Source organism: Microbacterium sediminicola (assembly GCF_039531125.1).
GTDB classification, from domain to species: domain Bacteria; phylum Actinomycetota; class Actinomycetes; order Actinomycetales; family Microbacteriaceae; genus Microbacterium; species Microbacterium sediminicola.
This window is the reverse complement of the sequence record NZ_BAAAPL010000001.1, coordinates 1,766,160-1,792,492: the sequence shown is the minus strand read 5'-3', so window position 1 is coordinate 1,792,492 and position 26,333 is coordinate 1,766,160. Positions and strand designations below refer to the sequence as shown.

The 26,333-nt window shown below is 64.7% G+C and carries 23 protein-coding genes, 1 tRNA gene and 3 rRNA genes; 21 read left to right on the top strand and 6 right to left on the bottom strand.

Going from position 1 to position 26,333, the window contains the following annotated elements:
• Window positions 1-89: 89 nt before the first annotated feature.
• From ABD206_RS08420 to ABD206_RS08385, 8 genes are all read left to right on the top strand, one after another.
• A 16S ribosomal RNA gene (locus ABD206_RS08420) occupies window positions 90-1,610 on the top strand.
• A gap of 393 nt (window positions 1,611-2,003) precedes the next feature.
• Window positions 2,004-5,106, top strand: a 23S ribosomal RNA gene (locus tag ABD206_RS08415).
• 118 nt (window positions 5,107-5,224) lie between these two features.
• Window positions 5,225-5,341, top strand: a 5S ribosomal RNA gene (rrf, locus tag ABD206_RS08410).
• Together the 16S, 23S and 5S rRNA genes form the textbook arrangement of a ribosomal RNA operon.
• A gap of 166 nt (window positions 5,342-5,507) precedes the next feature.
• Window positions 5,508-6,254 (top strand): DUF2510 domain-containing protein, encoded by a 747-nt coding sequence (locus tag ABD206_RS08405; protein WP_344071330.1) that lies wholly within the window; start codon window positions 5,508-5,510, stop codon window positions 6,252-6,254.
• Window positions 6,251-7,048, top strand: a complete 798-nt coding sequence (locus ABD206_RS08400; RefSeq protein WP_344071328.1) for a sulfite exporter TauE/SafE family protein — start codon at window positions 6,251-6,253, stop codon at window positions 7,046-7,048. Before ABD206_RS08405 ends, ABD206_RS08400 begins: the two co-directional genes overlap by 4 nt.
• A 48-nt stretch (window positions 7,049-7,096) precedes the next feature.
• Window positions 7,097-7,546 carry an FAS1-like dehydratase domain-containing protein gene (locus ABD206_RS08395; protein WP_344071326.1) on the top strand — a complete coding sequence of 150 codons (450 nt, stop codon included), beginning with the start codon at window positions 7,097-7,099 and terminating at the stop codon, window positions 7,544-7,546.
• Window positions 7,543-7,947 carry a MaoC/PaaZ C-terminal domain-containing protein gene (locus ABD206_RS08390; RefSeq protein WP_344071325.1) on the top strand — a complete coding sequence of 135 codons (405 nt, stop codon included), beginning with the start codon at window positions 7,543-7,545 and terminating at the stop codon, window positions 7,945-7,947. Before ABD206_RS08395 ends, ABD206_RS08390 begins: the two co-directional genes overlap by 4 nt.
• Before the next feature lie 2 nt (window positions 7,948-7,949).
• Window positions 7,950-9,086 carry a UDP-N-acetylmuramate dehydrogenase gene (locus ABD206_RS08385; protein WP_344071323.1) on the top strand — a complete coding sequence of 379 codons (1,137 nt, stop codon included), beginning with the start codon at window positions 7,950-7,952 and terminating at the stop codon, window positions 9,084-9,086.
• A 113-nt stretch (window positions 9,087-9,199) separates the two neighbouring features.
• On the opposite strand, the gene ABD206_RS08380 is transcribed toward ABD206_RS08385, so the two are convergent.
• Both ABD206_RS08380 and ABD206_RS08375 read right to left on the bottom strand, forming a co-directional pair.
• Window positions 9,200-10,435 carry a pyridoxal phosphate-dependent aminotransferase gene (locus tag ABD206_RS08380; protein ID WP_344071321.1) on the bottom strand — a complete coding sequence of 412 codons (1,236 nt, stop codon included), beginning with the start codon at window positions 10,433-10,435 and terminating at the stop codon, window positions 9,200-9,202.
• 46 nt (window positions 10,436-10,481) lie between these two features.
• On the bottom strand, window positions 10,482-11,549 hold the full coding sequence (locus ABD206_RS08375) for a helix-turn-helix transcriptional regulator (RefSeq protein WP_344071319.1): 1,068 nt from the start codon (window positions 11,547-11,549) through the stop codon (window positions 10,482-10,484).
• Window positions 11,550-11,699: 150 nt separating this feature from the next.
• Between ABD206_RS08375 and ABD206_RS08370 the strand changes: the two genes are divergently transcribed.
• The 4 genes from ABD206_RS08370 to ABD206_RS08355 are packed head-to-tail and all read left to right on the top strand — an operon-like array spanning window position 11,700 to window position 15,200.
• A complete protein-coding gene (locus ABD206_RS08370; protein ID WP_344071317.1) occupies window positions 11,700-12,572 on the top strand; it encodes an ABC transporter ATP-binding protein in 873 nt (290 codons plus the stop codon).
• A complete protein-coding gene (locus ABD206_RS08365) occupies window positions 12,569-13,378 on the top strand; it encodes an ABC transporter permease (RefSeq protein WP_344071315.1) in 810 nt (269 codons plus the stop codon). Before ABD206_RS08370 ends, ABD206_RS08365 begins: the two co-directional genes overlap by 4 nt.
• Window positions 13,379-13,413: 35 nt before the next feature.
• Window positions 13,414-14,580 carry a sensor histidine kinase gene (locus ABD206_RS08360; protein ID WP_344071313.1) on the top strand — a complete coding sequence of 389 codons (1,167 nt, stop codon included), beginning with the start codon at window positions 13,414-13,416 and terminating at the stop codon, window positions 14,578-14,580.
• Complete coding sequence (locus ABD206_RS08355; RefSeq protein ID WP_344071311.1) at window positions 14,577-15,200, top strand: response regulator; 624 nt, start codon at window positions 14,577-14,579, stop codon at window positions 15,198-15,200. The genes ABD206_RS08360 and ABD206_RS08355 overlap by 4 nt, the downstream gene beginning before the upstream one ends.
• 12 nt (window positions 15,201-15,212) lie before the next feature.
• Here the strand turns inward: ABD206_RS08355 and ABD206_RS08350 are convergent, their stop codons facing one another.
• From ABD206_RS08350 to aceB, 4 genes are all read right to left on the bottom strand, one after another.
• On the bottom strand, window positions 15,213-15,791 hold the full coding sequence (locus ABD206_RS08350) for a TetR-like C-terminal domain-containing protein (protein ID WP_344071308.1): 579 nt from the start codon (window positions 15,789-15,791) through the stop codon (window positions 15,213-15,215).
• Window positions 15,784-16,617 carry an alpha/beta fold hydrolase gene (locus tag ABD206_RS08345; protein WP_344071305.1) on the bottom strand — a complete coding sequence of 278 codons (834 nt, stop codon included), beginning with the start codon at window positions 16,615-16,617 and terminating at the stop codon, window positions 15,784-15,786. Before ABD206_RS08345 ends, ABD206_RS08350 begins: the two co-directional genes overlap by 8 nt.
• 176 nt (window positions 16,618-16,793) lie before the next feature.
• Window positions 16,794-18,392 carry an isocitrate lyase gene (locus tag ABD206_RS08340; RefSeq protein WP_344071303.1) on the bottom strand — a complete coding sequence of 533 codons (1,599 nt, stop codon included), beginning with the start codon at window positions 18,390-18,392 and terminating at the stop codon, window positions 16,794-16,796.
• Between the two features lie 45 nt (window positions 18,393-18,437).
• Window positions 18,438-20,063 (bottom strand): malate synthase A, encoded by a 1,626-nt coding sequence (gene aceB, locus ABD206_RS08335; protein WP_344071301.1) that lies wholly within the window; start codon window positions 20,061-20,063, stop codon window positions 18,438-18,440.
• 136 nt (window positions 20,064-20,199) lie between these two features.
• Between aceB and ABD206_RS08330 the strand changes: the two genes are divergently transcribed.
• The 9 genes from ABD206_RS08330 to rplA all read left to right on the top strand — a co-directional run bounded on the left by ABD206_RS08330 (window position 20,200) and on the right by rplA (window position 26,294).
• The gene (locus ABD206_RS08330; protein ID WP_425561170.1) at window positions 20,200-21,702 is read left to right on the top strand and encodes a helix-turn-helix domain-containing protein; all 1,503 of its coding nucleotides are present in this window, start codon (window positions 20,200-20,202) and stop codon (window positions 21,700-21,702) included.
• Window positions 21,703-21,742: 40 nt separating this feature from the next.
• On the top strand, window positions 21,743-22,186 hold the full coding sequence (locus tag ABD206_RS08325) for a pyridoxamine 5'-phosphate oxidase family protein (protein ID WP_344071299.1): 444 nt from the start codon (window positions 21,743-21,745) through the stop codon (window positions 22,184-22,186).
• A gap of 108 nt (window positions 22,187-22,294) precedes the next feature.
• The gene (locus ABD206_RS08320; protein ID WP_344071297.1) at window positions 22,295-23,023 is read left to right on the top strand and encodes a hypothetical protein; all 729 of its coding nucleotides are present in this window, start codon (window positions 22,295-22,297) and stop codon (window positions 23,021-23,023) included.
• Window positions 23,020-23,466: a hypothetical protein gene (locus tag ABD206_RS08315; protein WP_344071294.1), complete on the top strand. Its 447-nt coding sequence runs from the start codon at window positions 23,020-23,022 to the stop codon at window positions 23,464-23,466. The genes ABD206_RS08320 and ABD206_RS08315 overlap by 4 nt, the downstream gene beginning before the upstream one ends.
• A gap of 151 nt (window positions 23,467-23,617) precedes the next feature.
• Window positions 23,618-23,690: transfer RNA gene (locus ABD206_RS08310), tRNA-Trp, on the top strand.
• Window positions 23,691-23,735: 45 nt separating this feature from the next.
• Complete coding sequence (gene secE / locus ABD206_RS08305; protein WP_344071292.1) at window positions 23,736-23,999, top strand: preprotein translocase subunit SecE; 264 nt, start codon at window positions 23,736-23,738, stop codon at window positions 23,997-23,999.
• 60 nt (window positions 24,000-24,059) lie between these two features.
• Window positions 24,060-25,049: a transcription termination/antitermination protein NusG gene (gene nusG, locus ABD206_RS08300; protein WP_344071290.1), complete on the top strand. Its 990-nt coding sequence runs from the start codon at window positions 24,060-24,062 to the stop codon at window positions 25,047-25,049.
• A 106-nt stretch (window positions 25,050-25,155) separates the two neighbouring features.
• Window positions 25,156-25,587 carry a 50S ribosomal protein L11 gene (gene rplK, locus ABD206_RS08295; RefSeq protein ID WP_344071287.1) on the top strand — a complete coding sequence of 144 codons (432 nt, stop codon included), beginning with the start codon at window positions 25,156-25,158 and terminating at the stop codon, window positions 25,585-25,587.
• Between the two features lie 14 nt (window positions 25,588-25,601).
• Entirely contained in the window at window positions 25,602-26,294 is a 693-nt protein-coding gene (rplA, locus tag ABD206_RS08290) for a 50S ribosomal protein L1 (RefSeq protein WP_344071285.1), read from the top strand.
• Window positions 26,295-26,333: the final 39 nt, after the last annotated feature.

The following is a 26,333-nucleotide window of genomic DNA, read 5'->3' as shown; positions in this document are numbered from 1 at the left end:
TGGCGAACGGATAGTCAGCAATGAATATCGTTTTGGTCAGTTCAAACTCGCTGCGTCGATCTTTTTCCGGTTGATGTATGCATTTTTTCTTTACGGAGAGTTTGATCCTGGCTCAGGATGAACGCTGGCGGCGTGCTTAACACATGCAAGTCGAACGGTGAAGCCAAGCTTGCTTGGTGGATCAGTGGCGAACGGGTGAGTAACACGTGAGCAACCTGCCCCGGACTCTGGGATAAGCGCTGGAAACGGCGTCTAATACTGGATACGAGCTGCGAAGGCATCTTCAGCAGTTGGAAAGATTTTTTGGTCTGGGATGGGCTCGCGGCCTATCAGCTTGTTGGTGAGGTAATGGCTCACCAAGGCGTCGACGGGTAGCCGGCCTGAGAGGGTGACCGGCCACACTGGGACTGAGACACGGCCCAGACTCCTACGGGAGGCAGCAGTGGGGAATATTGCACAATGGGCGGAAGCCTGATGCAGCAACGCCGCGTGAGGGATGACGGCCTTCGGGTTGTAAACCTCTTTTAGCAGGGAAGAAGCGAAAGTGACGGTACCTGCAGAAAAAGCGCCGGCTAACTACGTGCCAGCAGCCGCGGTAATACGTAGGGCGCAAGCGTTATCCGGAATTATTGGGCGTAAAGAGCTCGTAGGCGGTTTGTCGCGTCTGCTGTGAAAACTGGAGGCTCAACCTCCAGCCTGCAGTGGGTACGGGCAGACTAGAGTGCGGTAGGGGAGATTGGAATTCCTGGTGTAGCGGTGGAATGCGCAGATATCAGGAGGAACACCGATGGCGAAGGCAGATCTCTGGGCCGTAACTGACGCTGAGGAGCGAAAGGGTGGGGAGCAAACAGGCTTAGATACCCTGGTAGTCCACCCCGTAAACGTTGGGAACTAGTTGTGGGGTCCATTCCACGGATTCCGTGACGCAGCTAACGCATTAAGTTCCCCGCCTGGGGAGTACGGCCGCAAGGCTAAAACTCAAAGGAATTGACGGGGACCCGCACAAGCGGCGGAGCATGCGGATTAATTCGATGCAACGCGAAGAACCTTACCAAGGCTTGACATATAGAGGAAACGTCTGGAAACAGTCGCCCCGCAAGGTCTCTATACAGGTGGTGCATGGTTGTCGTCAGCTCGTGTCGTGAGATGTTGGGTTAAGTCCCGCAACGAGCGCAACCCTCGTTCTATGTTGCCAGCACGTAATGGTGGGAACTCATGGGATACTGCCGGGGTCAACTCGGAGGAAGGTGGGGATGACGTCAAATCATCATGCCCCTTATGTCTTGGGCTTCACGCATGCTACAATGGCCGGTACAATGGGCTGCAATACCGTGAGGTGGAGCGAATCCCAAAAAGCCGGTCCCAGTTCGGATTGAGGTCTGCAACTCGACCTCATGAAGTCGGAGTCGCTAGTAATCGCAGATCAGCAACGCTGCGGTGAATACGTTCCCGGGTCTTGTACACACCGCCCGTCAAGTCATGAAAGTCGGTAACACCTGAAGCCGGTGGCCCAACCCTTGTGGAGGGAGCCGTCGAAGGTGGGATCGGTAATTAGGACTAAGTCGTAACAAGGTAGCCGTACCGGAAGGTGCGGCTGGATCACCTCCTTTCTAAGGAGCATCTGGAGGCTTCGGTCTTCCAGGCGCCAGTTCAGAACCGAATGTGTTCTGCTGGTTAGCTCATGGGTGGAACATTTGATGAGGCTCCGTATGGAGATCGAAGAAGTTAGTACGCCGCTTGCGGTTGGAACGGTTTTTCGTGAAGGTACGGGGCATGCACGCTGTTGGGTCCTGAGGGACCGGATGGGCTTCTTTCGGGGAGTTCAACCAACCTCAGGGCCTTTTCTGGTGGTCGCAGCAGCGATCAGCGGGGAGGGTACCGCCCGTACTTTGAGAACTACACAGTGGACGCGAGCATCTTAGAGATGACTCTTTTGAGTCATTTCACAGATGATCTTTTTAGATCATTAGTCAATTTCAATTTGACGATTCAAACTCATGTGATTTCAAGTCTTTAAGAGCAAACGGTGGATGCCTTGGCATCTGGAGCCGAAGAAGGACGTAGCAATCTGCGATAAGCCTCGGGGAGTGGATAAGCACACTGTGATCCGAGGGTGTCCGAATGGGGAAACCCCGCTAGGCGGCGTGCCGACCTAGTGACTCCCGCCTGAATATATAGGGCGGGTAGAGGGAACGTGGGGAAGTGAAACATCTCAGTACCCACAGGAAGAGAAAGCAACCGCGATTCCGTTAGTAGTGGCGAGCGAAATCGGAACAGGCTAAACCGAGTACGTGTGATATCCGGCAGGAGTTGCGTATTCGGGGTTGTGGGACTTTTCGTGTTGTTCTGCCGAGCAGCGAGCGTGACAAGAGGGTATAGACGAACCGCTTTGAAAGGCGGGCCATAGTGGGTGCCAGCCCCGTAGTCGAAATGCCTGTCTTGGCGTGAAGAGTATCCCAAGTAGCACGGGGCCCGAGAAATCCCGTGTGAATCTGTCAGGACCACCTGATAAGCCTAAATACTCCCAGATGACCGATAGCGGACAAGTACCGTGAGGGAAAGGTGAAAAGTACCCCGGGAGGGGAGTGAAATAGTACCTGAAACCGTTTGCTTACAAACCGTTGGAGCCTCCTTAGTAGGGGTGACAGCGTGCCTTTTGAAGAATGAGCCTGCGAGTTAGCGATATGTGGCGAGGTTAACCCGTGTGGGGTAGCCGTAGCGAAAGCGAGTCTGAATAGGGCGATTCAGTCGCATGTCCTAGACCCGAAGCGAAGTGATCTATCCATGGCCAGGCTGAAGCGACGGTAAGACGTCGTGGAGGGCCGAACCCACTTAGGTTGAAAACTGAGGGGATGAGCTGTGGATAGGGGTGAAAGGCCAATCAAACTTCGTGATAGCTGGTTCTCTCCGAAATGCATTTAGGTGCAGCGTTGCGTGTTTCTTGCCGGAGGTAGAGCTACTGGATGGCCGATGGGCCCCAAAAGGTTACTGACGTCAGCCAAACTCCGAATGCCGGTAAGTGAGAGCGCAGCAGTGAGACTGTGGGGGATAAGCTTCATAGTCGAGAGGGAAACAACCCAGACCACCAACTAAGGTCCCTAAGCGCGTGCTAAGTGGGAAAGGATGTGGAGTTGCTCAGACAACCAGGAGGTTGGCTTAGAAGCAGCCACCCTTGAAAGAGTGCGTAATAGCTCACTGGTCAAGTGATTCCGCGCCGACAATGTAACGGGGCTCAAGCACGCCACCGAAGTTGTGGCATTGACATTAGTGGTAGGCCTTCGTGGTCCAGCCGTGTTGATGGGTAGGAGAGCGTCGTGTCACGAGTGAAGCGGCGGGGTGACCCAGCCGTGGACGTGACACGAGTGAGAATGCAGGCATGAGTAGCGAAAGACGTGTGAGAAACACGTCCTCCGAAAGACCAAGGGTTCCAGGGTCAAGCTAATCTTCCCTGGGTAAGTCGGGACCTAAGGCGAGGCCGACAGGCGTAGTCGATGGACAACGGGTTGATATTCCCGTACCGGCGAAGAACCGCCCCAATCAATCCAGTGGTGCTAAGTGCCCGAATCTTCATCCTTAAACCCTTCGGGGTGGCGGGGTGTTGGCTAGCGCATGACCCCATGCTGGTGCGGTTAGCGTATTAACAGGTGTGACGCAGGAAGGTAGCCCAAGCCAGGCGATGGTTGTCCTGGTGCAAGTGCGTAGGCCGAACGGTAGGTAAATCCGCCGTTCGTGATGGCTGAGACACGATGCGGATAAAAAGTGGGTGATCCTATGCTGCCGAGAAAAGCATCGACGCGAGGTTCTAGCTGCCCGTACCCCAAACCGACTCAGGTGGTCAGGTAGAGAATACCAAGGAGATCGAGAGAATCGTGGTTAAGGAACTCGGCAAAATGCCCCCGTAACTTCGGGAGAAGGGGGGCCATCCACTTATATGACCGTGCGTCAAAAAGGGTGTGGTGGCCGCAGAGACTAGTGGGTAGCGACTGTTTACTAAAAACACAGGTCCGTGCCAAGTCGCAAGACGATGTATACGGACTGACGCCTGCCCGGTGCTGGAAGGTTAAGAGGACGGGTTAGCGTAAGCGAAGCTCAGAATTTAAGCCCCAGTAAACGGCGGTGGTAACTATAACCATCCTAAGGTAGCGAAATTCCTTGTCGGGTAAGTTCCGACCTGCACGAATGGCGTAACGACTTCCCAACTGTCTCAACCGCGAACTCGGCGAAATTGCATTACGAGTAAAGATGCTCGTTACGCGCAGCAGGACGGAAAGACCCCGTGACCTTTACTACAGCTTGGTATTGGTGTTCGGTGTGGCTTGTGTAGGATAGGTGGGAGACTGTGAAGCATGGACGCCAGTTCATGTGGAGTCATTGTTGAAATACCACTCTGGTCACTCTGGATGTCTAACTTCGAACCGTAATCCGGTTCAGGGACAGTGCCTGGTGGGTAGTTTAACTGGGGCGGTTGCCTCCCAAAAAGTAACGGAGGCGCCCAAAGGTTCCCTCAATCTGGTTGGCAATCAGATGGCGAGTGTAAGTGCACAAGGGAGCTTGACTGTGAGACTGACAGGTCGAGCAGGGACGAAAGTCGGGACTAGTGATCCGGCAGTGGCTTGTGGAAGCGCTGTCGCTCAACGGATAAAAGGTACCTCGGGGATAACAGGCTGATCTTGCCCAAGAGTCCATATCGACGGCATGGTTTGGCACCTCGATGTCGGCTCGTCGCATCCTGGGGCTGGAGTAGGTCCCAAGGGTTGGGCTGTTCGCCCATTAAAGCGGTACGCGAGCTGGGTTTAGAACGTCGTGAGACAGTTCGGTCCCTATCCGCTGCGCGCGTAGGAAGTTTGAGAGGATCTGACCCTAGTACGAGAGGACCGGGTTGGACGAACCTCTGGTGTGTCAGTTGTTCCGCCAGGAGCACCGCTGATTAGCTACGTTCGGGATGGATAACCGCTGAAAGCATCTAAGCGGGAAGCCGGCCTCAAGATGAGACTTCCATACCTTCGGGTGAGAGGCTCCCAGCAGACTACTGGGTTGATAGGCCAGATGTGGAAGCGCAGTAATGCGTGTAGCTGACTGGTACTAATAAGCCGATGACTTGATAACACTCCATCAGTTTGATTTCTGTTGGTGCTTGCGTCCACTGAGTGGTTCTCGATGTACGGTCGAGAACACAACAAAACAATGTATTTTTGCTTGTGCGAGATTGAAACATCAATAGTGTTTCGGCGGCCATAGCGAGAGGGAAACGCCCGGTCACATTCCGAACCCGGAAGCTAAGCCTCTCAGCGCCGATGGTACTGCAGGGGGGACCCTGTGGGAGAGTAGGACACCGCCGGACTTCTTTCATGAAATGGCCACCCAACGCAGGGTGGCCATTTCACGTTAACGGCGGCGCTGCATGGCCGATCATCGGTTGTATGACTGGCGGCTAGAGTTGAAGGCCAGGTGAACCGTTCAGGTCACCGGACCTACGGCATCCTCACGACAGCGGAGATCGACAGCGCATGGCTCAGACCCCACCGGGCTGGTACGACGACGGTCACGGCGCTCTTCGCTGGTGGGACGGCTCCCAGTGGAGCGAGTTCACGCACCCCCAGCCGCAGGGCATGGATGTCTGGCGGCCGACCCGCAATGCACCCGTTCCTGAGGCCTCCGCTGAGCCGGCAGCGTCGACCCTCGAGCCGCCGGCCACGCCCGAGGAGCCCACGCAGGCGGGCATCTTCGCTGCCGCCACCGAGCCTCAGCGTTCGCGCACCTGGATTGCGTGGCTCGTTGTCGGAATCGGGATGCTCCTCATCGTCGTTCTCGCGGCGGTGCTGATCCCCCTCGCAATCCTCGGCTTCGGACGGGTGGATGCGCAGTCCGCGCAGCCGCAGAGCGGTGAGGAAGCGGCAGTCGTCGCGGCGATCACCGGCTTTGACGAGGCGTGGCAGACATCCGACTGCGAACTGTTCGCGGATGTCACGACCGAGAGCATCCGCGCTGCGACGGGCATCGTGGACTGCGCCGAGTTCGTGGCGCGGACAGAGGCATTCCGGCAGTGGTACTCCGACTACGAGATTGTCGTCACCGACATCAGCGCAACCGGCACCGACGAGTACACCGTGCTCACCCATGAGCAGTTCCAGACGCACTTCGAAAACGATGGAACCCCGCTCGACCCCCCGATTGAGGAGTTCGTCATCTACGAATACACCCTGGTTCCCGACGACAACGGCTGGGCGATCTACGACCTGGTGAGCGCACAGTGACTGAGACGCAGACGCGGACACCGCGGTTCTTCATCACCGCGATCATCATCGGTCTCGCCGCGGGACTGCTCTCCGGGTTGTTCGGTGTCGGCGGGGGCACGGTCATCGTCCCCGCGCTGGTGTTCTTCCTCGGGTACAACCAACGGCTCGCTGCCGGCACCTCGCTTGCGGCAATCGTTCCGACGGCGACCGTGGGTGTCATCTCCTACGCGGTGACGGACTCGGTGTCGTGGGTTGCGGCCATCATCCTGGCGCTGGGTGCGATCATCGGTGCGCAGATCGGCACGTGGCTGCTCCAGCGGCTACCGGTGCTCGTCCTGCGCTGGTCGTTCATCGGCTTCCTCGCGCTCGTGATCATCAGCCTCTACCTCGTGATCCCCTCGCGGGATGCCGTCCTCGAGTTCCACGCTCTGACGATCGCGGGGCTCGCTGTGCTGGGGCTCATCACCGGCATCCTGGCCGGTCTGCTCGGCGTCGGTGGCGGCATCGTCGTGGTCCCGATGCTCATCATCGTGTTCGGCGCGAGCGATCTCGTCGCGAAAGGCACCTCGCTGCTCATGATGATCCCGACGGCGGTCTCGGGCACCTTCGGCAACGTCAAGCGCAAGAACGTCGACCTGGTCGCAGCCGCCACCATCGGCGTTGCGGCGTGTACGACGACCGCCCTCGGTGCGTGGCTGGCGACGCTGCTCGACCCGTTCCTCGCCAACGTCCTGTTCTCGCTGTTCATCGCCTTCATCGCCATCCAGATGGCGCTCAAGGCGATCCGCGAGGGGCGCGCGAAGAAGGCGTGACGATCGAGGTCCCGAGGGTCCCGGGTGCCCGCTCGGTAGGATGTTGCGGTGCCTGTGAATCCTGAGCTCGTCGGAAAGACCTTTCCTCCGACGACGCCGTACCTGGTCGGCCGAGAGAAGGTGCGCGAGTTCGCGCGTGCAGTGTGCGCGGAGGACCCGCAGCATTTGGATGCTGCTGCCGCGCAGTCGCTCGGCTATACCGACGTCGTCGCCCCGCCGACCTTCGCCATCGTCATCCAGGATCAGACCCTGCAACAGCTTCTCGCAGAGCCGGGCTCCGGCATCGAGCTGCACCGACTGATCCACGCCGAGCAGCGCTTCGCCTACACCCGCCCGATCGTCGCGGGGGATGAGCTGACCGCGACCCTCACGGTGTCGCAGGTACGTCCGTTCGGGCAGGGTGCGATGGTCACGAGCGAAGCGGCGGTCACGGATGCCGACGGTGCGCACGTCGTGACCATGACCTCTGTGCTCCTGGTCGGGGAGGCCGACGAATGAGTGAACTGACCAAGGGCGACGTCGTCGCCGAGCGCACCGTGCACCTCACCCGCGAGGCCCTCGTCCGCTACGCCGGGGCATCGGGGGACTTCAACCCGATCCACTACCGCGATGACGTCGCGGCATCCGTGGGACTGCCCGGTGTCCTCGCGCACGGCATGCTCACGATGGGCCTCGCCGTCGAGACCGTGGTGCCCTGGCTCGGGGATGTGGCGCGCATCCTCGACTACGGCGTGCGCTTCACCCGCCCGGTGGTCGTGGATGCCGAGGACGGCGCCGACGTGGTCGTGACGGCCAAGGTGTTCGCGGTCGATGAGGAGACGGTCACCCTCGATCTGTCGGTGACCTTCGACGAGACCGCGGTGCTCGGCAAGGCGCGCGTGCGCGCCACTCTCGCCTGACGATGCCCGAGATCACCCCCATCCCGCTCGCGCAGCTGACGACGCTGCGCACCGGCGCCGCTCCCGCGCGCATGTGGGATGCCGAGACGCGGGAGGAGCTGATCGACGCCCTCCAGCACGTCTGGGCAGAGGGTGAGCCGTGGCTCGTGCTCGGCGGAGGCTCGAACCTCTTCGTCGGTGACGAGCCCTTCGAGGGGACCGTCATCCGCGTGCTCACCAGCGGCATCGAGACCCTGCCCGCCCCGGCTCCCGGCATCCGTCGTCTACGGGTGCAGGCCGGGCACAGCTGGGACGACTTCGTCGCCTACACGGTGGAGCGCGGGCTCGCCGGCGTCGCCGCGATGTCCGGGATCCCCGGGACCGTGGGCGCAGCGCCCGTGCAGAACATCGGAGCGTACGGACAGGAAGTCGTGCAGACGCTCGTCGAAGTCGAGCTCATCGATGAACGAACCGGCGAGATCCAGATCGTGCCCGCCGCAGAGCTGGGCCTCGGTTTCCGGACCTCCGTGCTCAAGCACCACTACGGTTCCGTGCCCGACCGTTCTGCCGTCATCCTCTCCGTCACCTTCGACCTGGCCGAAGTCGGTCCAGGGGAGCGGCGGATACGTGGCGAGCAGCTACGAGCGGCCCTCGGTCTCGCCGAGGACGACACCGTCACGCTGGGATGGGTGCGAGAGCACGTCCTCACTACCCGCGCGCGCAAGGGCATGGTGCTCGATGACGAGGACCCCGACACGTTCTCGGCGGGCTCGTTCTTCCAGAACGCCGTCGTATCGGCATCCTTCGCCCGCACACTTCCCGAGGAGTGCCCGCAGTGGCCGGTCCACCCCGACAAGGACGAGGCGCTCGTGATTCCGCTCGAGCAGTTCGACGGCTACATCCCGCCAGCGCGGCACGCGGAGTCCGATGTCAAGGTCAGCTCGGCGTGGCTCATCGAGCACTCCGGGATCGGCAAGGGGTTCCGCTTCCCGCGCTCGCGTGCCGGCGTCTCGACCAAGCACGCCCTCGCCCTCACCAACCGCGGCGAGGCGAACGCGGAGGAGATCGCCGAGCTCGCCCGCTTCATCCAGGGCCGCGTGCAGAGTGAATTCGGCCTGATCCTCCAGCCCGAGCCGGTCCTGGTCGGCGTCGAGCTCTAGTTCTCGCAGATCCATCCCGCCGAACCCACACCTTCGTTGCGAACCCACAGTCTCGTGGCGTCACAAACGTGTGGGTTCGCACGAAACGTGTGGGTTCGGCGGTGGGGGATGCGTCAGGCGAAGAGGCGCTGGAGGCGCTGGACGCCCTCGAGGAGCTGGTCGTCGCTCAGGGCGTACGACATCCGAAGGTAGCCGCTGGGGCCGAAGGCCTCACCGGGGACGACCGCGACCTCGGCCTTCTCGAGGATGAAGTCGGCCAGTTCGAGCGTCGTGTCGATCTGCACGCCGTCCCATTCGCGCCCGAGCAGGCCCGTGACATCCGGGTACACATAGAACGCGCCCTGCGGCACCGGCACCGTGACGCCCGGGATCTTCGCGAGCTCGGCGACGATGAGCGTGCGGCGACGGTCGAACGCCGCACGCATGGCCTCGGCCTCGTCCTGCGGTCCCGTGATGGCCGCGATCGCGGCGCGCTGGGCGATGTTGTTGACGTTGCTCGACAGGTGCGACTGTAGGTTCGCGGCCAGCTTGATCGCGTCGGCGGGGCCGACCATCCAGCCCACGCGCCAGCCGGTCATCGCGTAGGTTTTCGCGACACCGTTGAGCAGCAGCGTCTGCCCGGAAAGCTCCGGCACGGCCTCGACGATCGATACCGCGCGAGCTCCGTCGTAGACGAGGTTCTGGTAGATCTCGTCGGTGAGAACCCAGATGCCGTGCTCCAGCGCCCACTGCCCGATCGCCCGCGTCTCCGCCTCGGTGTAGACCGAGCCGGTGGGGTTCGAGGGGGAGACGAACACCAGCGCCGTCGTGCGCTCGGTGCGCGCCGCCTCAAGCTGTTCCACCGTCACCTTGTAGTCCTGGTCGGCTCCGGCGAACACCTCGACCGGCACACCGTCGGCGAGTTTGATCGCTTCGGGGTAGGTCGTCCAATAGGGGGCGGGGAGCAGGACCTCGTCGCCCGGGTTCACCACGGTCTGGAACGCCTGGTAGACCGCCTGCTTGCCACCGTTGGTGACGACCACCTGGGCGGGAGTGACTTCCAGGCGTGAGTCGCGCTGCGTCTTGGCCGCGATCGCCTCACGCAGCTCGGGAAGGCCGGCTCCGGGTGTGTAGCGGAAGTTCTTGGGGTCCGTGAGGGCTGCGGCTGCGGCATCCACGACGAACGGGGGCGTCGGGAAGTCGGGCTCTCCAGCGGCGAAGCTCACGACGGGGCGACCGGCCGCCTGCAGCGCCTTGGCCTTCGCATCCACTTTGAGCGTCGCGGATTCGGCGATGGCGGAGAGCTTGCGGGAAAGAGGAGCACGTTCGGTCACGGTGAAAATCGTAGTCGTCGCGGGGGCAGGACACATGAGCAACGGCTGTGCGTGCGGCGCGTGCCGCACGCGCTATCCGACATCAGTCGAGATCTGCGTCCGCGTACAGCAGGAAGAAGAGTCGCGAGGTGACCTCGCGGCGCGAGGAGACACCGAGTTTCGTGAAGACCGACTTGAAATGGTCCTGCACGGTGTAGGGCGACAGGTGCAGGGCCCGCGCGATGGCCTGCGTCGAGTCTCCGCGCGTCATGGCCTGTACTATCGCGGTTTCGCGAGGTGTGAGGCCGTAGGCGGACATTAGCAGTGGCGCAATGTCGGCCGGGCCGGCCGGTTCGATGGTGACCGCGTAGGTCGTGGTGGCGCCCGAGCCATCGCGCAGTCGCGTGCCGCGCAGCAGGAGCCAACGTCCGGAACGATCCTGTGTTCGCATCGTGGGGGCAGGGTCGTCGCCCCGGCGGATGCGGAGAAGGACGGCGGCGACGGATCCGGGAATCGGATAGTCGGGGTCATCGAGACGCGAAAGCATCACGGCTCCCGACTCTGTCGTGTCGATGAGCTTGCCATCCAGATCGAACAGAAGGATGGCCGGGCCGCCGTCGGTGGCCCCGGGAGCATCGATGGTGGAGGTCACGATGGCCGCACGGATTCCGTCGGCCAGGACGCCCTCGAGCGTGTGCAGGAAATCCGCTTCGTCACTGTCGAACCCCGGACCTCCGTGCGTGCGGTACAGGGCGAACGCACCCCACGCGGTTCCACCGCGACGGGCTACCCCGCGCAACTCGTGCTCGGCGCCGATCAACGGTCGGATCACGTTGCGAAATCGGTCGCTGCGCTGCAGATCCCCCTTCGTTTCGTCGAACAGGATGGCGATGGAAGAGTTGCGTCGCGAGAGGTCGACGAACTGCGCGACATCCGGCACTGCGTACTCGTAGAAGAAGAAGTCCAACCCGCCCGAGTCGTCGAGATCGTGGCGGTGAGCAACCGCGAGCGTCAGAGTCGAGGGATCGACGGTGGACAGGCATGCGCCGTCGGCAGGCACAGCGCTGCGTACGAGGGTCATCGCCTCGTCCATGTACTCCTCCAAGCCGAGACCAGCCCGCGCGAGAGTCATCAAACCCGCGCTCGCGCTGTCGGCTCGGAACTGTCGCATGAGGTCATTGTGGGCCGCCGCATGCGCGGTGTCACTCCCAGATTCCTGGTGGTTCCGCCGGGGGTGCCCCACGGCATCCACCGAACGGTGGATGCCGCACCCGACGAACGGCCACTGCCGCAGCGGCGCAGATACGAGGACGCTGGAGGCATGGAGAACACAGCGGTGCGGGTGCGGAACCTGCGGAAGACCTACGGCACGAGGGCGGTCGTCGACGACGTCTCGTTCGACATCCATCGCGGCGAGACGTTCGCGCTGCTCGGCCCGAACGGTGCGGGCAAGTCCACGACGGTCGAGATCCTCGAGGGGTACCGGCGTCGCACGAGCGGTGAGGTCTCGGTCATCGGCGAAGATCCGAGCCACGCGGGCCTGGCCTGGAAGGCCCGGCTCGGCATCGTGCTGCAGACCACGGAGCAGGCGGGGGCCTTCACCGTGCGTGAGCAGATACGGCAGTTCGCCGGCTACTACCCGAACCCGCGCAACGTCGACGAGGTGATCGCGGCGGTGGGGCTCTCGGAGCACGCCGGTCGACGTATCTCGAAGCTCTCGGGCGGCCAGCAGCGGCGCGTGGATGTCGCCCTCGGCATCATCGGCAATCCCGAGCTCCTCTTCCTCGACGAGCCGACCACCGGGTTCGACCCGCAAGCGCGCCGGGAGTTCTGGGGCCTCATCACAGGGCTGCAGGGGGAGGGGACGACGATCCTGCTCACCACCCACTACCTCGATGAGGCCGCACAGCTGGCCGACCGCGTAGCCGTGATCGACCGTGGTGTGCTGCAGGCGATCGGCCCGGTCGCCACGTTCGGCGGCGACGACGCGCGCACGCCGATCGTGCGCTGGAGCGAGGACGGGGCGATCCGCGAAGAACGAGCCGCGGAGCCGTGGGCGTTTGCGTCTGCACTGGCCGCGCGGCTGGGCCGAGAGCCGGAGGATCTCGAGATCCGTCGTCCGACCCTCGAGGACATCTATCTGGACATGGTCGAAGCGACCACCGATGACGAGAGGCTGGAGGTCTCCCGATGAGCACCATCGCCCTCGGCGCACGCCGCGCCGGCTACGAGATCCGCGGGTACATGCGCTCGCCGGAGTCCATCTTCTTCACGTTCCTGTTCCCGATCCTGATGCTGGCCCTGTTCAGCACGGTGTTCGGCGCCGACGGGGCACAGAGCTATGGGCAGAACCTGCCGCCGCTGACCGCGGCCGAGATGTACCTGCCGGGGATGCTCGCCGCCGGTGTGCTGCTCTCGGGACTGCAGAACCTCGCGATCGACATCGCCCTGGAGCGCCACGACGGCACACTCAAACGACTGGGGGGCACGCCGCTGTCTCCCGTGAGCTACTTCTTCGGCAAGATCGGACAGGTCGCGGCGACCGGGATCGTCCAGGCGATCGCGCTGCTGCTGTTCGCGTGGTTGGTGCTCGGTGTGGCCCTTCCCACCGACGTCCAGTCGTGGCTGACCTTCGTCTGGGTGTTCCTGCTGGGACTAGCCACCTCGGCGTTCCTCGGGATCGCCGTCTCGGCGATCCCGCGTAGCGCCCGCAGCGCGTCGGCCGTCGTGATCCCGGTCACCCTGGTGTTGCAGTTCATCTCGGGCGTCTATCTCTTCTTCTGGCTGCTGCCCGAGTGGCTGCAGAACATCGCGAACATCTTCCCGCTGGCGTGGATGGCCAAGGGCATGCGCGCCGTGTTCCTGCCCCCCGAGTACGCAGCGCTCGAGCAGTCGGGCGCCTGGGATCTCGGCTGGGTCGCCGTGGCGCTGCTGGTGTGGTTGGTCGTCGGGCTCGTGCTCTCGCGGCTCACCTTCCGCTGGATCCGCCGCGACGCGTAACCTGACCAGACGTCACGAGAAGAACGGATGTCGCGATGACCGAGCAGCGCTGGTGGGACGTGTTGGTCCCCGTCGTCGCGGCCGGCATCGCGACGCCCGTCTTCGTCGCGAGCCCCGACCCCTGGACCCGCGGACTCGTCGCACTCTCGGTGGCGATCTTCGTGGTCGGATACTTCGCCGTGCGCCGCCCGATGCGAGACGATCCGACGCCGGCGCGCAGCGCCGTGTTCCTTGCCCTCGTCGTGCTGTCGGTGGGGATCGGGGTTGCCGCCGTCCCCTTCATGGCGATGCTGCAGGTGCTCGCCTACCCGTTCGTGTGGACGACGGTGCGAAGCCGTGCGGCGGGGGTCGGCTGGACGGTCGCCACCGGTGCCGCCGTCTTCGTCGGGTTCATCATTCGCGACGGCTGGACCGTCGATGGGCTCATCGACGGGGGGCTGTCGGGCGGGCTCGCCGTGATCTTCGCGAGTGCCCTCGGGCTGTGGATCACGAGCATCGCCGAGTACGGCCAGGAGCGAGCACGCCTGGTGAACGATCTGACCGCAGCGCAGTCGCAGCTCGAGGCGCTCAGCCACGAGCGGGGCGTGGCCGAGGAGCGTGAGCGCGTCGCGCGCGACATCCATGACACCCTTGCGCAGACCCTTGCCGGGCTCGTCCTTCTGAGCGAGCGGGCCGGTCGCCAGGCGAGGGACGAGCGCTGGGATGCCGCGCGCGGCACGATCGAGACGGTTCAGCAGACCGCGCGGGAGGCGCTCGCCGAATCCCGCGCGCTGGTCGCTCGGATGGCCGCGGTCCCCGCCGACGATGCGCTCGCAGCGGCGATCGAAAGGCTCGCGGCCCGTTTCCGGGCCGAGGCGGGGCTCGCGATCGACGTGGAGGTGGCACCGGGTGCCCATCTCGACCGTGAGGCGCAGGTGGTGCTACTGCGGTGCCTGCAGGAGGCGCTCGCCAATGTGCGCAAGCACGCGCGCGCCACCCTCGTGCGGGTCGAGATCATGCGCGAGGCTGACACGGTGCGGATGGATGTCGAAGACGACGGGATCGGCTTCGCCCCCGACGCGGTCCGTACCGGATTCGGCCTCGACGGGCTGCAGGACCGCGTTGCGCTCGCCGGCGGCGAAGTGACAGTGCGCTCCGCTCCGGGGGAGGGGTCTACGCTCACGATCGTGTTGCCCGCGGCCGAGGCCGAGGTGGTCGCGTGATCCGGCTCGTCATCGCGGATGACCACCCCGTTGTGCAGGCGGGGCTTGTCGGACTGTTCGCGGACGAGCCTGGCTTCGAGGTCGTCGGCCGGGCTTCGGACGGTGCCGAAGCGGTTGCGCGAGCCGAGGAATCCCACCCTGATGTCGTGCTCATGGATCTGCGGATGCCGAATCTCGACGGTGTGGCCGCGACCGCGACGATCACGTCGCTGCCCGAGCCGACGCCGCGCGTGCTGATCCTCACCACATATGAGTCCGACGACCAGATCCTCGCGGCCATCGAGGCCGGTGCCGCCGGCTACCTGCTGAAGGCGGCGCCGCAGGACGAGATCATCGCCGGGGTACGCTCGGTGGCGGCCGGCCAGACGGCGCTCTCGCCGGCGGTCGCGGCGCGACTGGTGACACGCATGCGCGCGCCGGCCCCGACCGTCGCGCTCACTCCGCGTGAGACCGAGGTGCTTCGCCTCGTGTCGCAGGGGCGCAGCAACAAGCTCATCGCCGCGGACCTCGGGATCGGGGAATCGACGGTGAAGACCCACCTGCTGAAGATCTTCGAGAAGCTCGACGTCCCCGACCGCACCCGCGCAGTCACCCTGGCCATGGAGCGCGGCCTCATCTGAGGTGCGGGGCGCTCAGTCGGCGGGGTGCGCCGCCATCGCGGTCAGCATCGCGTGCAGGCCCCAGACGAGGCGGTCGAAGCTGCGGTCCACGCTCTGTGGCATGCCGAATCCGCCGCCGGTCTCGAGGGCGGCGAACCCGTGGAGAGCTGCCCGCACCGCTCGCGTCGCATCCACCCGATCGGCCTCGGCGATGCCATAGCCGGCCAGCACGGCCGTGACGATCGCGAGCACATCCGCGGAGGCTTCGGCATGCGCCGTCCCGGGGGTCATCGCCGGACGCTGGGTTGCCTCATAGCGACCCTGGTGAGCCAGGGCATACGAGCGATACGCGCTGCACAGCGAGCGGAGCGCATCCTGTTCGGAGACGCCGACGGTCGCCGTGCGCAGGGCGTCGCCCAGTTCACGGGTGGCCAGCGCTGCGACTTCCGCGCGCAGGTCGTCGAGAGAGGCGACGTGCTTGTACAAACTGGGCACCCGCACGCCCAACGAGTCTGCGACCAGAGTCAGGGACATCGCGTTCCATCCGGCGCCGTCGGCGATGTCAGCGGCGGCGGCAACGACGGCCTCGCGGGATAGGCCCGCCCTAGGCATCCGTCGCCACCCGCCGGCAGAAGGCGACGAGCGCGTCGCCCACGATGGTCGGCTGCTCGACCTGCGGGTAGTGCCCGGCGCCGTCCACGAGCGTCACGGTCGCGTTGAGCTGCTCGCCGATCCAGTGCGCTTCGGCGACAGGATCGCGGAAGTCCGGGTCGGCGGTGCCCATGATGACCGCGGCAGGGATCTGGACCTGCGGCAGGCTCCGCTCGGCCGCCGTGTGATCGGTGCGTGTGGTGCGCGCGAACGCCGCTGTCGCTCCCGGCCGGCGCATCGCCCGGCGGATCGCCGCGCGGTGCGCCTCGAAGTCGTCGGGCCGGCGGCCGGGGTAGAGGGAGGGCAGGTAGGACAACCAGGACTGCCGGGCCCACGGCCGGAGCATCAGCACACGGAAGAGGAGACCCATGACGGGGTTCACCGGTGCGTTGCGCACGAACGGTCCGATGAGCGCGACGCCGCTGACGGCATCCGGTCGCTGCGCGGCCGCCCACACCGACGCTCCCGCGCCCATGGAGTTGCCGACCAGGATCGCCGGGCCGCCGAGTTCATCGATCAATGCCAGGGCGTCCGAGCCCGCCGCCTCGTCGTCGTAGCGATCGAAGGTCGCGTCGCTCTCGCCGTGGCCGCGGAGATCCATGACCGCGACGCGGAACCCCGCTCGGGCGAGAGCGGGAACCGAGTAGCGGTAGGAGGCGGCGATCTCGCCCATTCCGGGGAGGCAGACGACAAGCGGGCCTTTCCCCGCGAGGCGGTAGGCGATGCGACCGCCGGGGCGGTCGAGATGCTGCACGGACAGCTCGTCGAACTCGGTGGTGGTGGTCATCTCGACCTCCTTGCTCATTGTCATAGCTTTAAAGCTAAAGGCATTAGCCATGAGTGTCAACAGGGTGAACCAAAAGAGTGTCAACGGGGTGAACCAAGAGAGTGTCAACGGGGTGACAGCAGTGGGGCGGGACGGATGCCGTGGCATCCGTCCCGCCCCACTGGAGGAACGAGGGATCAGCTGAACTGGTTCATCGTGTTGTGCTGCCCGCCGGCCTTGAGGGCGGCGTCGCCGGCGAAGTACTCCTTGTGGTTGTCGCCGATGTCGCTTCCGGCCATGTTCTGGTGCTTCACGGTCGCGATGCCCTCGCGGATCTCGCGACGCTGCACGCCTTTCACGTAAGCCAACATTCCCTCGTCGCCGAAGTAGCCCTTCGCGAGGTCGTCGGTCGACAGTGCGGCCGTGTGGTAGGTCGGCAGCGTGATGAGGTGGTGGAAGATTCCGGCGCGCGCCGACCCGTCGCGCTGGAAGGTGCGGATATTCTCGTCGGCCAGTCGCGCCAGCTCGGTGTCGTCGTATTCGACGCTCATCAGATCGCTGCGGTCGTAGGCCGAGACGTCCCCACCCTGCTCGGCGAGCGTGTCGTACGCCTGTTGGCGGAAGTTGAGCGTCCAGTTGAACGACGGGCTGTTGTTGTACACGAGCTTCGCGTTCGGGACCTCGGCCCGGATGGCATCGACCATGCCGGCGATCTGCTCGACGTGCGGCTTCTCGGTCTCGATCCACAGCAGATCGGCGCCGTTGCGCAGTGAGGTGATGCAGTCCAGCACGACGCGGGCCTCGCCGGTGCCCGGTCGGAATTGGTACAGATTGCTCGCGAGGCGCTTGGGGCGCAGCAGTGCGCCGTCGCGCTTGATGACGACATCGCCGTTGCCGAGCTCTGCCTCGGAGATCTCCTCGACGTCCAGGAACGAGTTGTACTGGTCGCCGAGGTCGCCCGGGGCGTGGGTGACGGCGAGCTTCTGGGTGAGACCGGCGCCGAGCGAGTCGGTGCGGGCAACGATGATGCCGTTGTCGATGCCGAGCTCGAGGAAGGCGTAGCGCACCGCGGTGAGCTTTGCGATGAAGTCCTCGTGCGGGACGGTGACCTTGCCATCCTGGTGGCCGCACTGTTTCTCGTCCGACACCTGGTTCTCGATCTGGATGGCGCAGGCGCCGGCCTCGATCATCTTCTTGGCGAGCAGGTACGTCGCCTCCGGGTTGCCGAAGCCTGCATCGATGTCGGCGATGATCGGCACGACGTGGGTCTCGTAGTTGTCGATCTGCGACTGGATGAACTCCGCCGCTGTCTCATCTCCCGCAGCACGCGCCGCGTCGAGCTTGGTGAACAGCAGGTCGAGCTCGCGGGCGTCGGCCTGACGCAGGAACGTGTACAGCTCCTCGATCAGTGCCGGCACCGAGGTCTTCTCGTGCATCGACTGATCCGGAAGCGGGCCGAATTCCGAACGGAGCGCGGCGACCATCCATCCGGAGAGATAGAGGTAGCGCTTGTCCGTGCTCTTGAGGTGCTTCTTGATGGAGATGAGCTTCTGCTGACCGATGAAGCCGTGCCAGACGCCGAGCGACTGGGTGTACAGCGACGAGTCGGCGTCGTACTCGGCCATGTCGCGGCGCATGATGTCCGCGGTGTACTGGGCGATCTCGAGGCCCGTGCGGAAGCGGTTCTGCGTGCGCATGCGAGCGGCGGATTCGGGGTCGATCGCGTCCCAGCTCGAACCGTTCTGCTCTTTGAGCGCCCGGACAGCGGCGATGTCGTCCTGGTAAGTGGTGGTCATGTCCTTGTCCTTCGTCGTTGAAATAGAGGTGTCTGCCCGCAGAGGTCAGTCGTCCGTCAGGTAGGTCGCGTAGGCGCCTGTGGTGAGGAAGGCCGGGAAGTCGTCGTGCAGGGCGACATCCCGGAACACCTGGGCGGCATCGTCGAACCGGTCGCCGGGGAAGCGGTCGACCTCGCCCAGCACCTGTGCGATGAGGTTGCCGACGTACTCCCGGGTGATGCGGGTGCCCTCGTCGGTCGAGCGGTCCTGGTGGATCCACTGCCAGATCTGCGAGCGGCTGATCTCGGCGGTCGCGGCGTCCTCCATGAGGTTGTCGATCGCCACGGCACCCAGGCCCCGCAGCCATGCCTCGATGTACCGGATGCCGACCGACACGTTCCCGTGGACGCCCGCGGCCGTGATGGGCCGTCCGATGTGCACGTCGATGAGATCGGCGGCGCGGACTGTCACCTCGGGACGCTGACGATCGACCTGATTCGGCCGGTCGCCCAGCACCGCGTCGAACTCCGCCTTCGCGACCGGAATGAGGTCGGGGTGGGCCACCCATGTGCCGTCGAACCCGTCGCCGGCCTCGCGCTTCTTGTCCGCGGACACCTTCTCGAATGCACGAGCGGTGACCTCGGGGTCGCGGCGGTTCGGGATGAAGGCACTCATGCCGCCGATCGCGAAGGCACCCCGCTTGTGGCAGGTCTGCACGAGGAGCTCGGTGTAGGCCCGCATGAACGGCACCGTCATCGTCACTTCGCTGCGGTCGGGGAGGACGAACCGCGCTCCGCGACCGCGGTAGTTCTTGATGATCGAGAAGATGTAGTCCCAGCGCCCGGCGTTCAGGCCCGCGATGTGGTCGCGCATCTCGAAGAGGATCTCCTCCATCTCGAACGCCGCCGGCAGCGTCTCGATCAGCACGGTGGCGCGGATCGTGCCGTGCGGGATGCCGATGTACTGCTCGCTGAAGGTGAAGATGTCATCCCAGAGCTTGGCTTCCTCGGAGGACTCGAGCTTCGCGATGTAGAAGTAGGGACCGCGACCGTTCGCGATCAGCTGCGTCGCGTTGTGGAAGAAGTACAGCCCGAAATCCACCAGCGACCCGGACGCCGACATCCGTCGCCCGGAGCGGTCGGTGAACTGCAGGTGCTTCTCGGTGAGGTGCCAGCCACGCGGGCGCATCACGATCGTCGGAGTGCGCTCGGCGGTGACGCGGTACTCCTTGCCCTCGGCATTCGTGTAGGCGAGCTGTCCGCGGATGCCGTCGAACAGCGACAGCTGCCCCTCGATGACGTTCCTCCAGGTGGGGGAGGTGGCGTCCTCCTGGTCGGCGAGCCACACCCGGGCGCCCGAGTTGAGTGCGTTGATGGTCATCTTGGGGTCGGTCGGCCCCGTGATCTCCACGCGCCGGTCTTCGAGTCCGGGGCCTGCGCCGGCCACGCGCCAGTCGAGGTCCTCGCGGATGTGCGCCGTGTCGTCTCGGAAGCGGGGGTCCTGACCATTGCCGATCTCGAACCTGCGCCGCATCCGGTCGGCGAGCCGGTCGTGCCGCCGCCCGGCGAACCGGGTGTGCAGATCGGCGACGAAATCGAGGGCCTCCGGCGTGAGGATCTCGTCGTAACGCGGACCCATCCGGCCGAGGATCTCGATCGTCGGGCTGGGCGCCGTGGGGGGCTGAATCGTCATGGCGGTCTCCTGAGTGGTCTCCGGGCTGTGGTTCCCGGTGGGTCGTGAGACCACTGTGAGTGAAGTTTCACCGCTCGACTGACCAATTGGGATGTGAAGATTGACGAAATTTCTTTTCTTGTGACACAATCCCGGCATGACGACGATGCCGACGCGAGACGCCCTCCCTGAGCTTCCGGAGGACGAGGGCATCGACGCGCTCATGATCGGGCGGCGCATCCGTCAGGTGCGCACGGACCAGGGGATGACGCTCGAAGCGCTCGCCGCTGCGGTCGATCGCGCCCCCAGCCAGCTCTCGATGATCGAGACCGGGAGGCGTGAGCCGAAGCTCACGCTGCTCCAGGCGATCGCGCGCGCGCTCGGCACGACGCTCGACGCCCTGCTGGAGTCGCAGCCCCTCGATGAGCGGGCGACCCTGGAGATCCAACTCGAGCGCGCGATGAAGGGACAGACCTTCCAGTCCCTGGGCATCGAGCCCTTCCGTATCGGCAAGACCGTCCCGACCGACGCGCTGAGAGCGCTGTTGGCCCTCCACGGCGAGATCGACCGGCTGCACGACGAGCGGGCGGCGACGCCGGAGGTCGCGCGTCGCGCGAACCTGTCGCTTCGGCACCTGATGACCAAGGAGAACAACTACTTCGCACACCTCGAGGCGCAGGCCGGGGATCTGCTGGCGGCTGTCGGGCACCAGGGTGGCCCGGTCACGCAGCGCACGGCATCCGACATCGCCGCCCACCTGGGCTTCACCATCCACTACGTTTCCGATGTTCCACTCACCACGCGCAGTGTGCTGGATCTCAAGAACGGCAGGCTCTATCTCTCAAGCAGCATGACCAGTCGCCGCGATGCGCGGACGGCCGTGCTGCAGTCTCTGGCCAGTCGTATCCTGGGGCACTCCGAGCCCGCCAGCTACGCGGACTTCCTGCGCCAACGCGTCGAGATCAACTACCTGACGGGCGCGATCCTTGTGCCCGAGAAGGATGTCGTCCCGGCGCTTCGGGAGGCGAAGTCGCGACGTGCGCTGTCGATCGAGGACCTCCGCGACGCGTACTCGGTCTCCTACGAGACGGCGGCGCATCGCTTCACCAATCTGGCGACCGTGCACCTGGACCTTCCCGTCCACTTCCTCAAGGTCCACGAGTCCGGGACGATCACGAAGGCCTACGAGAACGACGACGTGAACTTCCCGACGGACAGGTTCGGGTCGATCGAAGGTCAGATGTGCTGCCGCAAGTGGACCAGTCGTGTCGTGTTCGACATCCCCGATCGCTTCAACCCCTATTTCCAGTACACCGACACCGGCAACGGCACCTACTGGTGTACGGCGCGCGTCGAGGCATCCGCCGAGGGACTGCACTCCGTGAGTGTGGGTGTGCGCTTTGACGACACCAAGTGGTTCATCGGCCGTGAGACCACCAATCGCGGGGTATCACGCCACTCCGTCGAAGTGTGCTGCCGCCGAGCGCCCGCCGATCTCGAGGCGTCCTGGCGCGAGAACTCCTGGCCGAACGTGCGGACGCCGCGAACCCTTTTGGCAACGCTCCCCACCGGCTCCTTCCCGGGCGTGGACACGACCGACGTCTACGAGTTCCTCGAGTCGCACGCACCCAGCTCCCCCCGGGGTACGCTCGGGCCTTGAGTCCCTCCCGCGCCGGGCAGCGCAGGGCCAGAATGGAGGCATGGAAGAGATGATGGACAACGACGTAGTCACCTCCCTCTCCGACGCGGAGTCTTGGGAGCGACTGGCGGGCGTGCAACTCGGTCGGCTCGTGACCCACGTGGGCGATGTGCTCGACATCTATCCGGTCAACTTCGTGGTCGACGATGACAGCATCGTCTTCCGCACCGCCGAGGGCAGCAAGCTCGTCGAGCTGACCGTGAACGACGAGGTGCTCTTCGAGGCGGATGCCTATACCGACGACACTGCGTGGAGCGTCGTCGTGCGCGGTATCGCGCACCGGATGGACACCGAGTCTGAGATCGAGGCGGCAGATCAGCTCCCGCTGGCGCCGTGGGTGCCGACCCTCAAGTACAACTATGTGCGGGTGCGCGCGCAGAGCCTGTCTGGCCGCGCGTTCGTGCGCGGCCCCGAGCCCGAACGCTACGGCGTCGCGGACTACTGAGCGTCGCGGCAAGGACGGACACTGGGGCGCTGGTGGATCGCGGTCGTTTCGGCGGCCGCGACGTTCGCACTCGGACTCGCGGCGGTCGCCGCGATCGGGGTGCTGCGGGTGCCGCGGCCCGTGGAGATGACGGCGGCTGAGAACGCCGCGCTCGATCCGTTGTTCGAGCTCGATGCGGCTCGTGCCGACGAGATCCGCGCGCAGCGCGCGGACTATCGCAATGCCGCGGCCGCGTGGGATGCAGACCTGAGCGCCGTCGAGCAGTGGCGGCAGAACGATGAGGCCCCCGTCCAGGGGCCGGCCAACCCCGGGGGTGATGCCCTCCCGGGCGCGGACCCGACCGGGAGGGCATTCCTCGATTCGATCGGCGCGACTGACGTGCAGGTGCGATTCGACGCCGGCGATCTCAACTGCGGCTACGCGGCGCAGGCGGAGCTCGACACCTGGCGCACGTTGATCTCGGGCGGATGCTTCCAGACGGCCTATCCGGACTGGCTGTTCGTCGCGTGGGAGCCGGGAACCGAGGAGTTCGCCTGGCCCCTCTTCGTGCACGAGGCGATGCACTGGTGGCAGTACCAGAATTACTACCCGGCGCTGCTCGAGGCGGACCGCGAGGGCGTGCCGGAGGAGCTGTACGACGAGGAGTTCGAGACCGATGCCAGCTGCCGTGCCGTCTACCTGCACGGCATCACGCGTTCGGCCTACGCCGATTCCTCATCGCCGTGCACCATCGATTGGTACGAAGGATGGTTCCTCGACCATCTCGCTTCGCTCGGCGTCCGTGTCTCCGCTCCCACCGCAGAGGAGTTCGAAGTGACCACGGTGATCCGCCCGTGAGGCGTCGAGCCGCCGCCGTCGGTGCTGCGATCCTCGTCGTCGCCCTGGCCGGATGCGCCACGGACGATCCTGCAGAGATCGACGCGCAGGCCAGCGGCGCGTTCGACGGTCTGGTTGCGGCAGCGGCAGAGATCGATAGCGCCGTGCTGCGGACACTGTCGATCGATCCGGCGACGACGCAGTCTTGTGGCGACGGGGGAGAGCAGATCATCCGTAGCGCCCGCGGCACCGTGTCCGTCGGCGCGGGGGTTGCTCAGGTCGCCGCGCTGGCCGAACTGCAGTTCGCGGGTGGCGCGCTCGATCCCGAGCGCTGGGACGAGATCGATCCGGCGCAGCCCGGAGTTCAGCGCGCGTGGGCAGATGACGACGGGATCATCGCCACCGTCCGTTTCGAAGACCCGCTACTGGTGATCGCGGTGTTCTCGCCCTGTGTGGACGGGTAGTGGCATCCGACCCCGGTTCGCCGCCCCGACCCCCATGCCGTACACTGGACGATGCAGTAGAAGTCTGCATTCTTTTGCCGTGCCTGCGATCAAGTTCCCCTTGGTCGGCGCGGGAGAAGTGCGCAGACGCCCCGAGGCCTCCGAGGTCTCTAGGGCGGTAGCTCAATTGGCAGAGCAGCGGTCTCCAAAACCGCAGGTTGCAGGTTCGATTCCTGTCCGCCCTGCGCGTCAGCGAAAGCTGGCACACCAGAAGCAACCAGGTGGGATACATGGTCCAGGACGAATCACAGGGTGAAGTTGCTGCCCGCAGCAGCGAGCCCCGCGAGAAGAAGCTGAACATCTTCCAGCGGATCGCCCTGTTCATCCGTCAGGTCTTCGCCGAGCTCCGCAAGGTCGTCACCCCGACCCGCAAGGAGCTCGTGCGATACACGCTCGTCGTGCTCGGTTTCGTCGCCGTCATGATGGCGCTCGTGTACGGAATGGACGCCGCGTTCCTCTGGCTGACGACTCAGGTCTTCGGCATCCCCGCCTGACCCGGGCCGCGACACGAGGGGTGGGGCCAGATTCCCACCCCCGAACGGAAGTGAAAGACAGTGTCTGAAAAGTACCTCGACGACGCCGACTGGGCGCCCTCGGCTGAGCAGTCCTCGGAAGAAGACGAGGCTCAGGAGGGCTCGGAGCTCGCGCGCGAAGAGCAGCAGAGCGAGGCGGCCGAGCACGTGGCAATCCACGTCGAGGATGCCGATGCCGATGACTTCTCAGATGATGACGACGTCGAGGTGAACGACCCGGAGGCGGATGCGATCGTGAACGACGCGCTCGAGATCGACGAAACGGCAGAGGCCGAGGCTGCGGCCGAAGTGCTGACCGAAGATGCGGCCGACGAGGCGGCGGAGCGTGAGGCAGAAGCTGCCGACGAGGTCACCCCCTACGACGGTCCCGACCCGGACGAGGACGAAGACCCCTTCGAGGTGTTCCGCCGAGAGCTGCGCCTCATGCCGGGCAAGTGGTACGTCATCCACTCCTATGCCGGCTTCGAGCGCAAGGTGAAGGCCAACATCGAGCAGCGCAAGTCGACGCTCGAGGTCGAAGAGGAGATCTATCAGATCGAGGTCCCGATGGAGGACGTCGTCGAGATCAAGAACGGCCAGCGCAAGATGGTCACCCGCGTTCGTATCCCCGGCTACGTGCTGGTGCGGATGGAGCTCAACGAGGACACCTGGTCGGTGGTCCGCCACACGCCGGGCGTGACCGGGTTCGTCGGCAATGCGCACAACCCCACTCCGCTGCGTTTCGAAGAGGCCTTCAACATGCTGAAGTCCCTCGTCGAGGTCAAGGAGACCGCTCCGGCCAAGGGTGGCGCCCCCGCGAAGAAGGGTCAGCCCGTCGCGCGCGTCATCCCCGCCGAGGTCGACTTCGAGGCGGGCGAGACGATCACCATCAAGGAGGGCTCGTTCGCGGGTCTTCCCGGCACGATCAGCGAGATCAAGCCCGAGAGCGGCAAGCTCACGGTCCTCGTCTCGCTCTTCGAGCGTGAGACCCCGGTCGAGCTCAGCTTCGACCAGGTCACCAAGATGGTCTGACACACACAGATTTCCCGGGACACCCCGGGGTACCGCGGTCCGGAAAGGCCGGACTCGCGGGAGAAGCGGATGTTCACGGCATCCGGTTCGACGAAAGGAAAAAAGAATGGCACCGAAGAAGAAGGTGACCGGCCTGATCAAGCTTCAGATCAACGCCGGTGCAGCCAACCCGGCGCCGCCGATCGGCCCCGCGCTCGGTCAGCATGGCGTCAACATCATGGAGTTCTGCAAGGCGTACAACGCCGCGACGGAGTCGCAGCGCGGCAACGTCATCCCCGTGGAGATCACCGTCTACGAGGACCGCAGCTTCACGTTCATCCTCAAGACCCCGCCGGCAGCTGAGCTGATCAAGAAGGCCGCGGGCGTCGCGAAGGGCTCGAAGACCCCGCACACGTCGAAGGTGGGCAAGCTCACCAAGGACCAGGTGCGTCAGATCGCCGAGACCAAGATGCCCGACCTGAACGCGAATGACATCGAGGCCGCCTCGCTGATCATCGCCGGCACCGCCCGTTCCATGGGCATCACGGTCGAGGACTGAGGGGGATAACGAACATGGCTACCAAGTCCAAGGCATACGCAGAAGCCGTCTCGAAGATCGAGGCCGGCAAGTTCTACTCGCCCACCGAGGCCGTCGCCCTCGCTCGCGAGACCGGATCGAAGAAGTTCGACTCGACCGTCGAGGTCGCGCTCAAGCTCTCGGTCGACCCCCGCAAGGCAGACCAGATGGTGCGCGGCACCGTCATCCTGCCCCACGGCACGGGCAAGACCGCTCGCGTCATCGTGTTCGCCACCGGCCCCGCGGCTGAGGCAGCGATCGCCGCCGGTGCGGACGAGGTCGGCGGCGCCGAGCTCATCGAGAAGGTCGCCGGCGGCTGGACCGCATTCGACTCGGCCGTCGCGACGCCCGAGCTCATGGGTCAGGTCGGCCGCTTGGGTAAGGTCCTGGGTCCCCGCGGCCTGATGCCCAACCCCAAGACCGGTACCGTGACCCCGAACCCGGCCAAGGCCGTCGAGGAGATCAAGGGCGGAAAGATCGAGTTCCGCGTCGACAAGCACGCCAACGTGCATTTCATCGTCGGCAAGGCGTCGTTCACCGCCGAGCAGCTGGATGCGAACCTGCAGACCGCGCTCGACGAGATCGTCCGCCTGAAGCCCTCGAGCTCGAAGGGTCGCTACATCCAGAAGGGCGCCGTGTCGACCACGTTCGGCCCCGGCATCCCGCTGGATGTCAACGCGATCGGCTGATCACACATCACGAGCGAAGGCCCCCACCGTCCTGGTGGG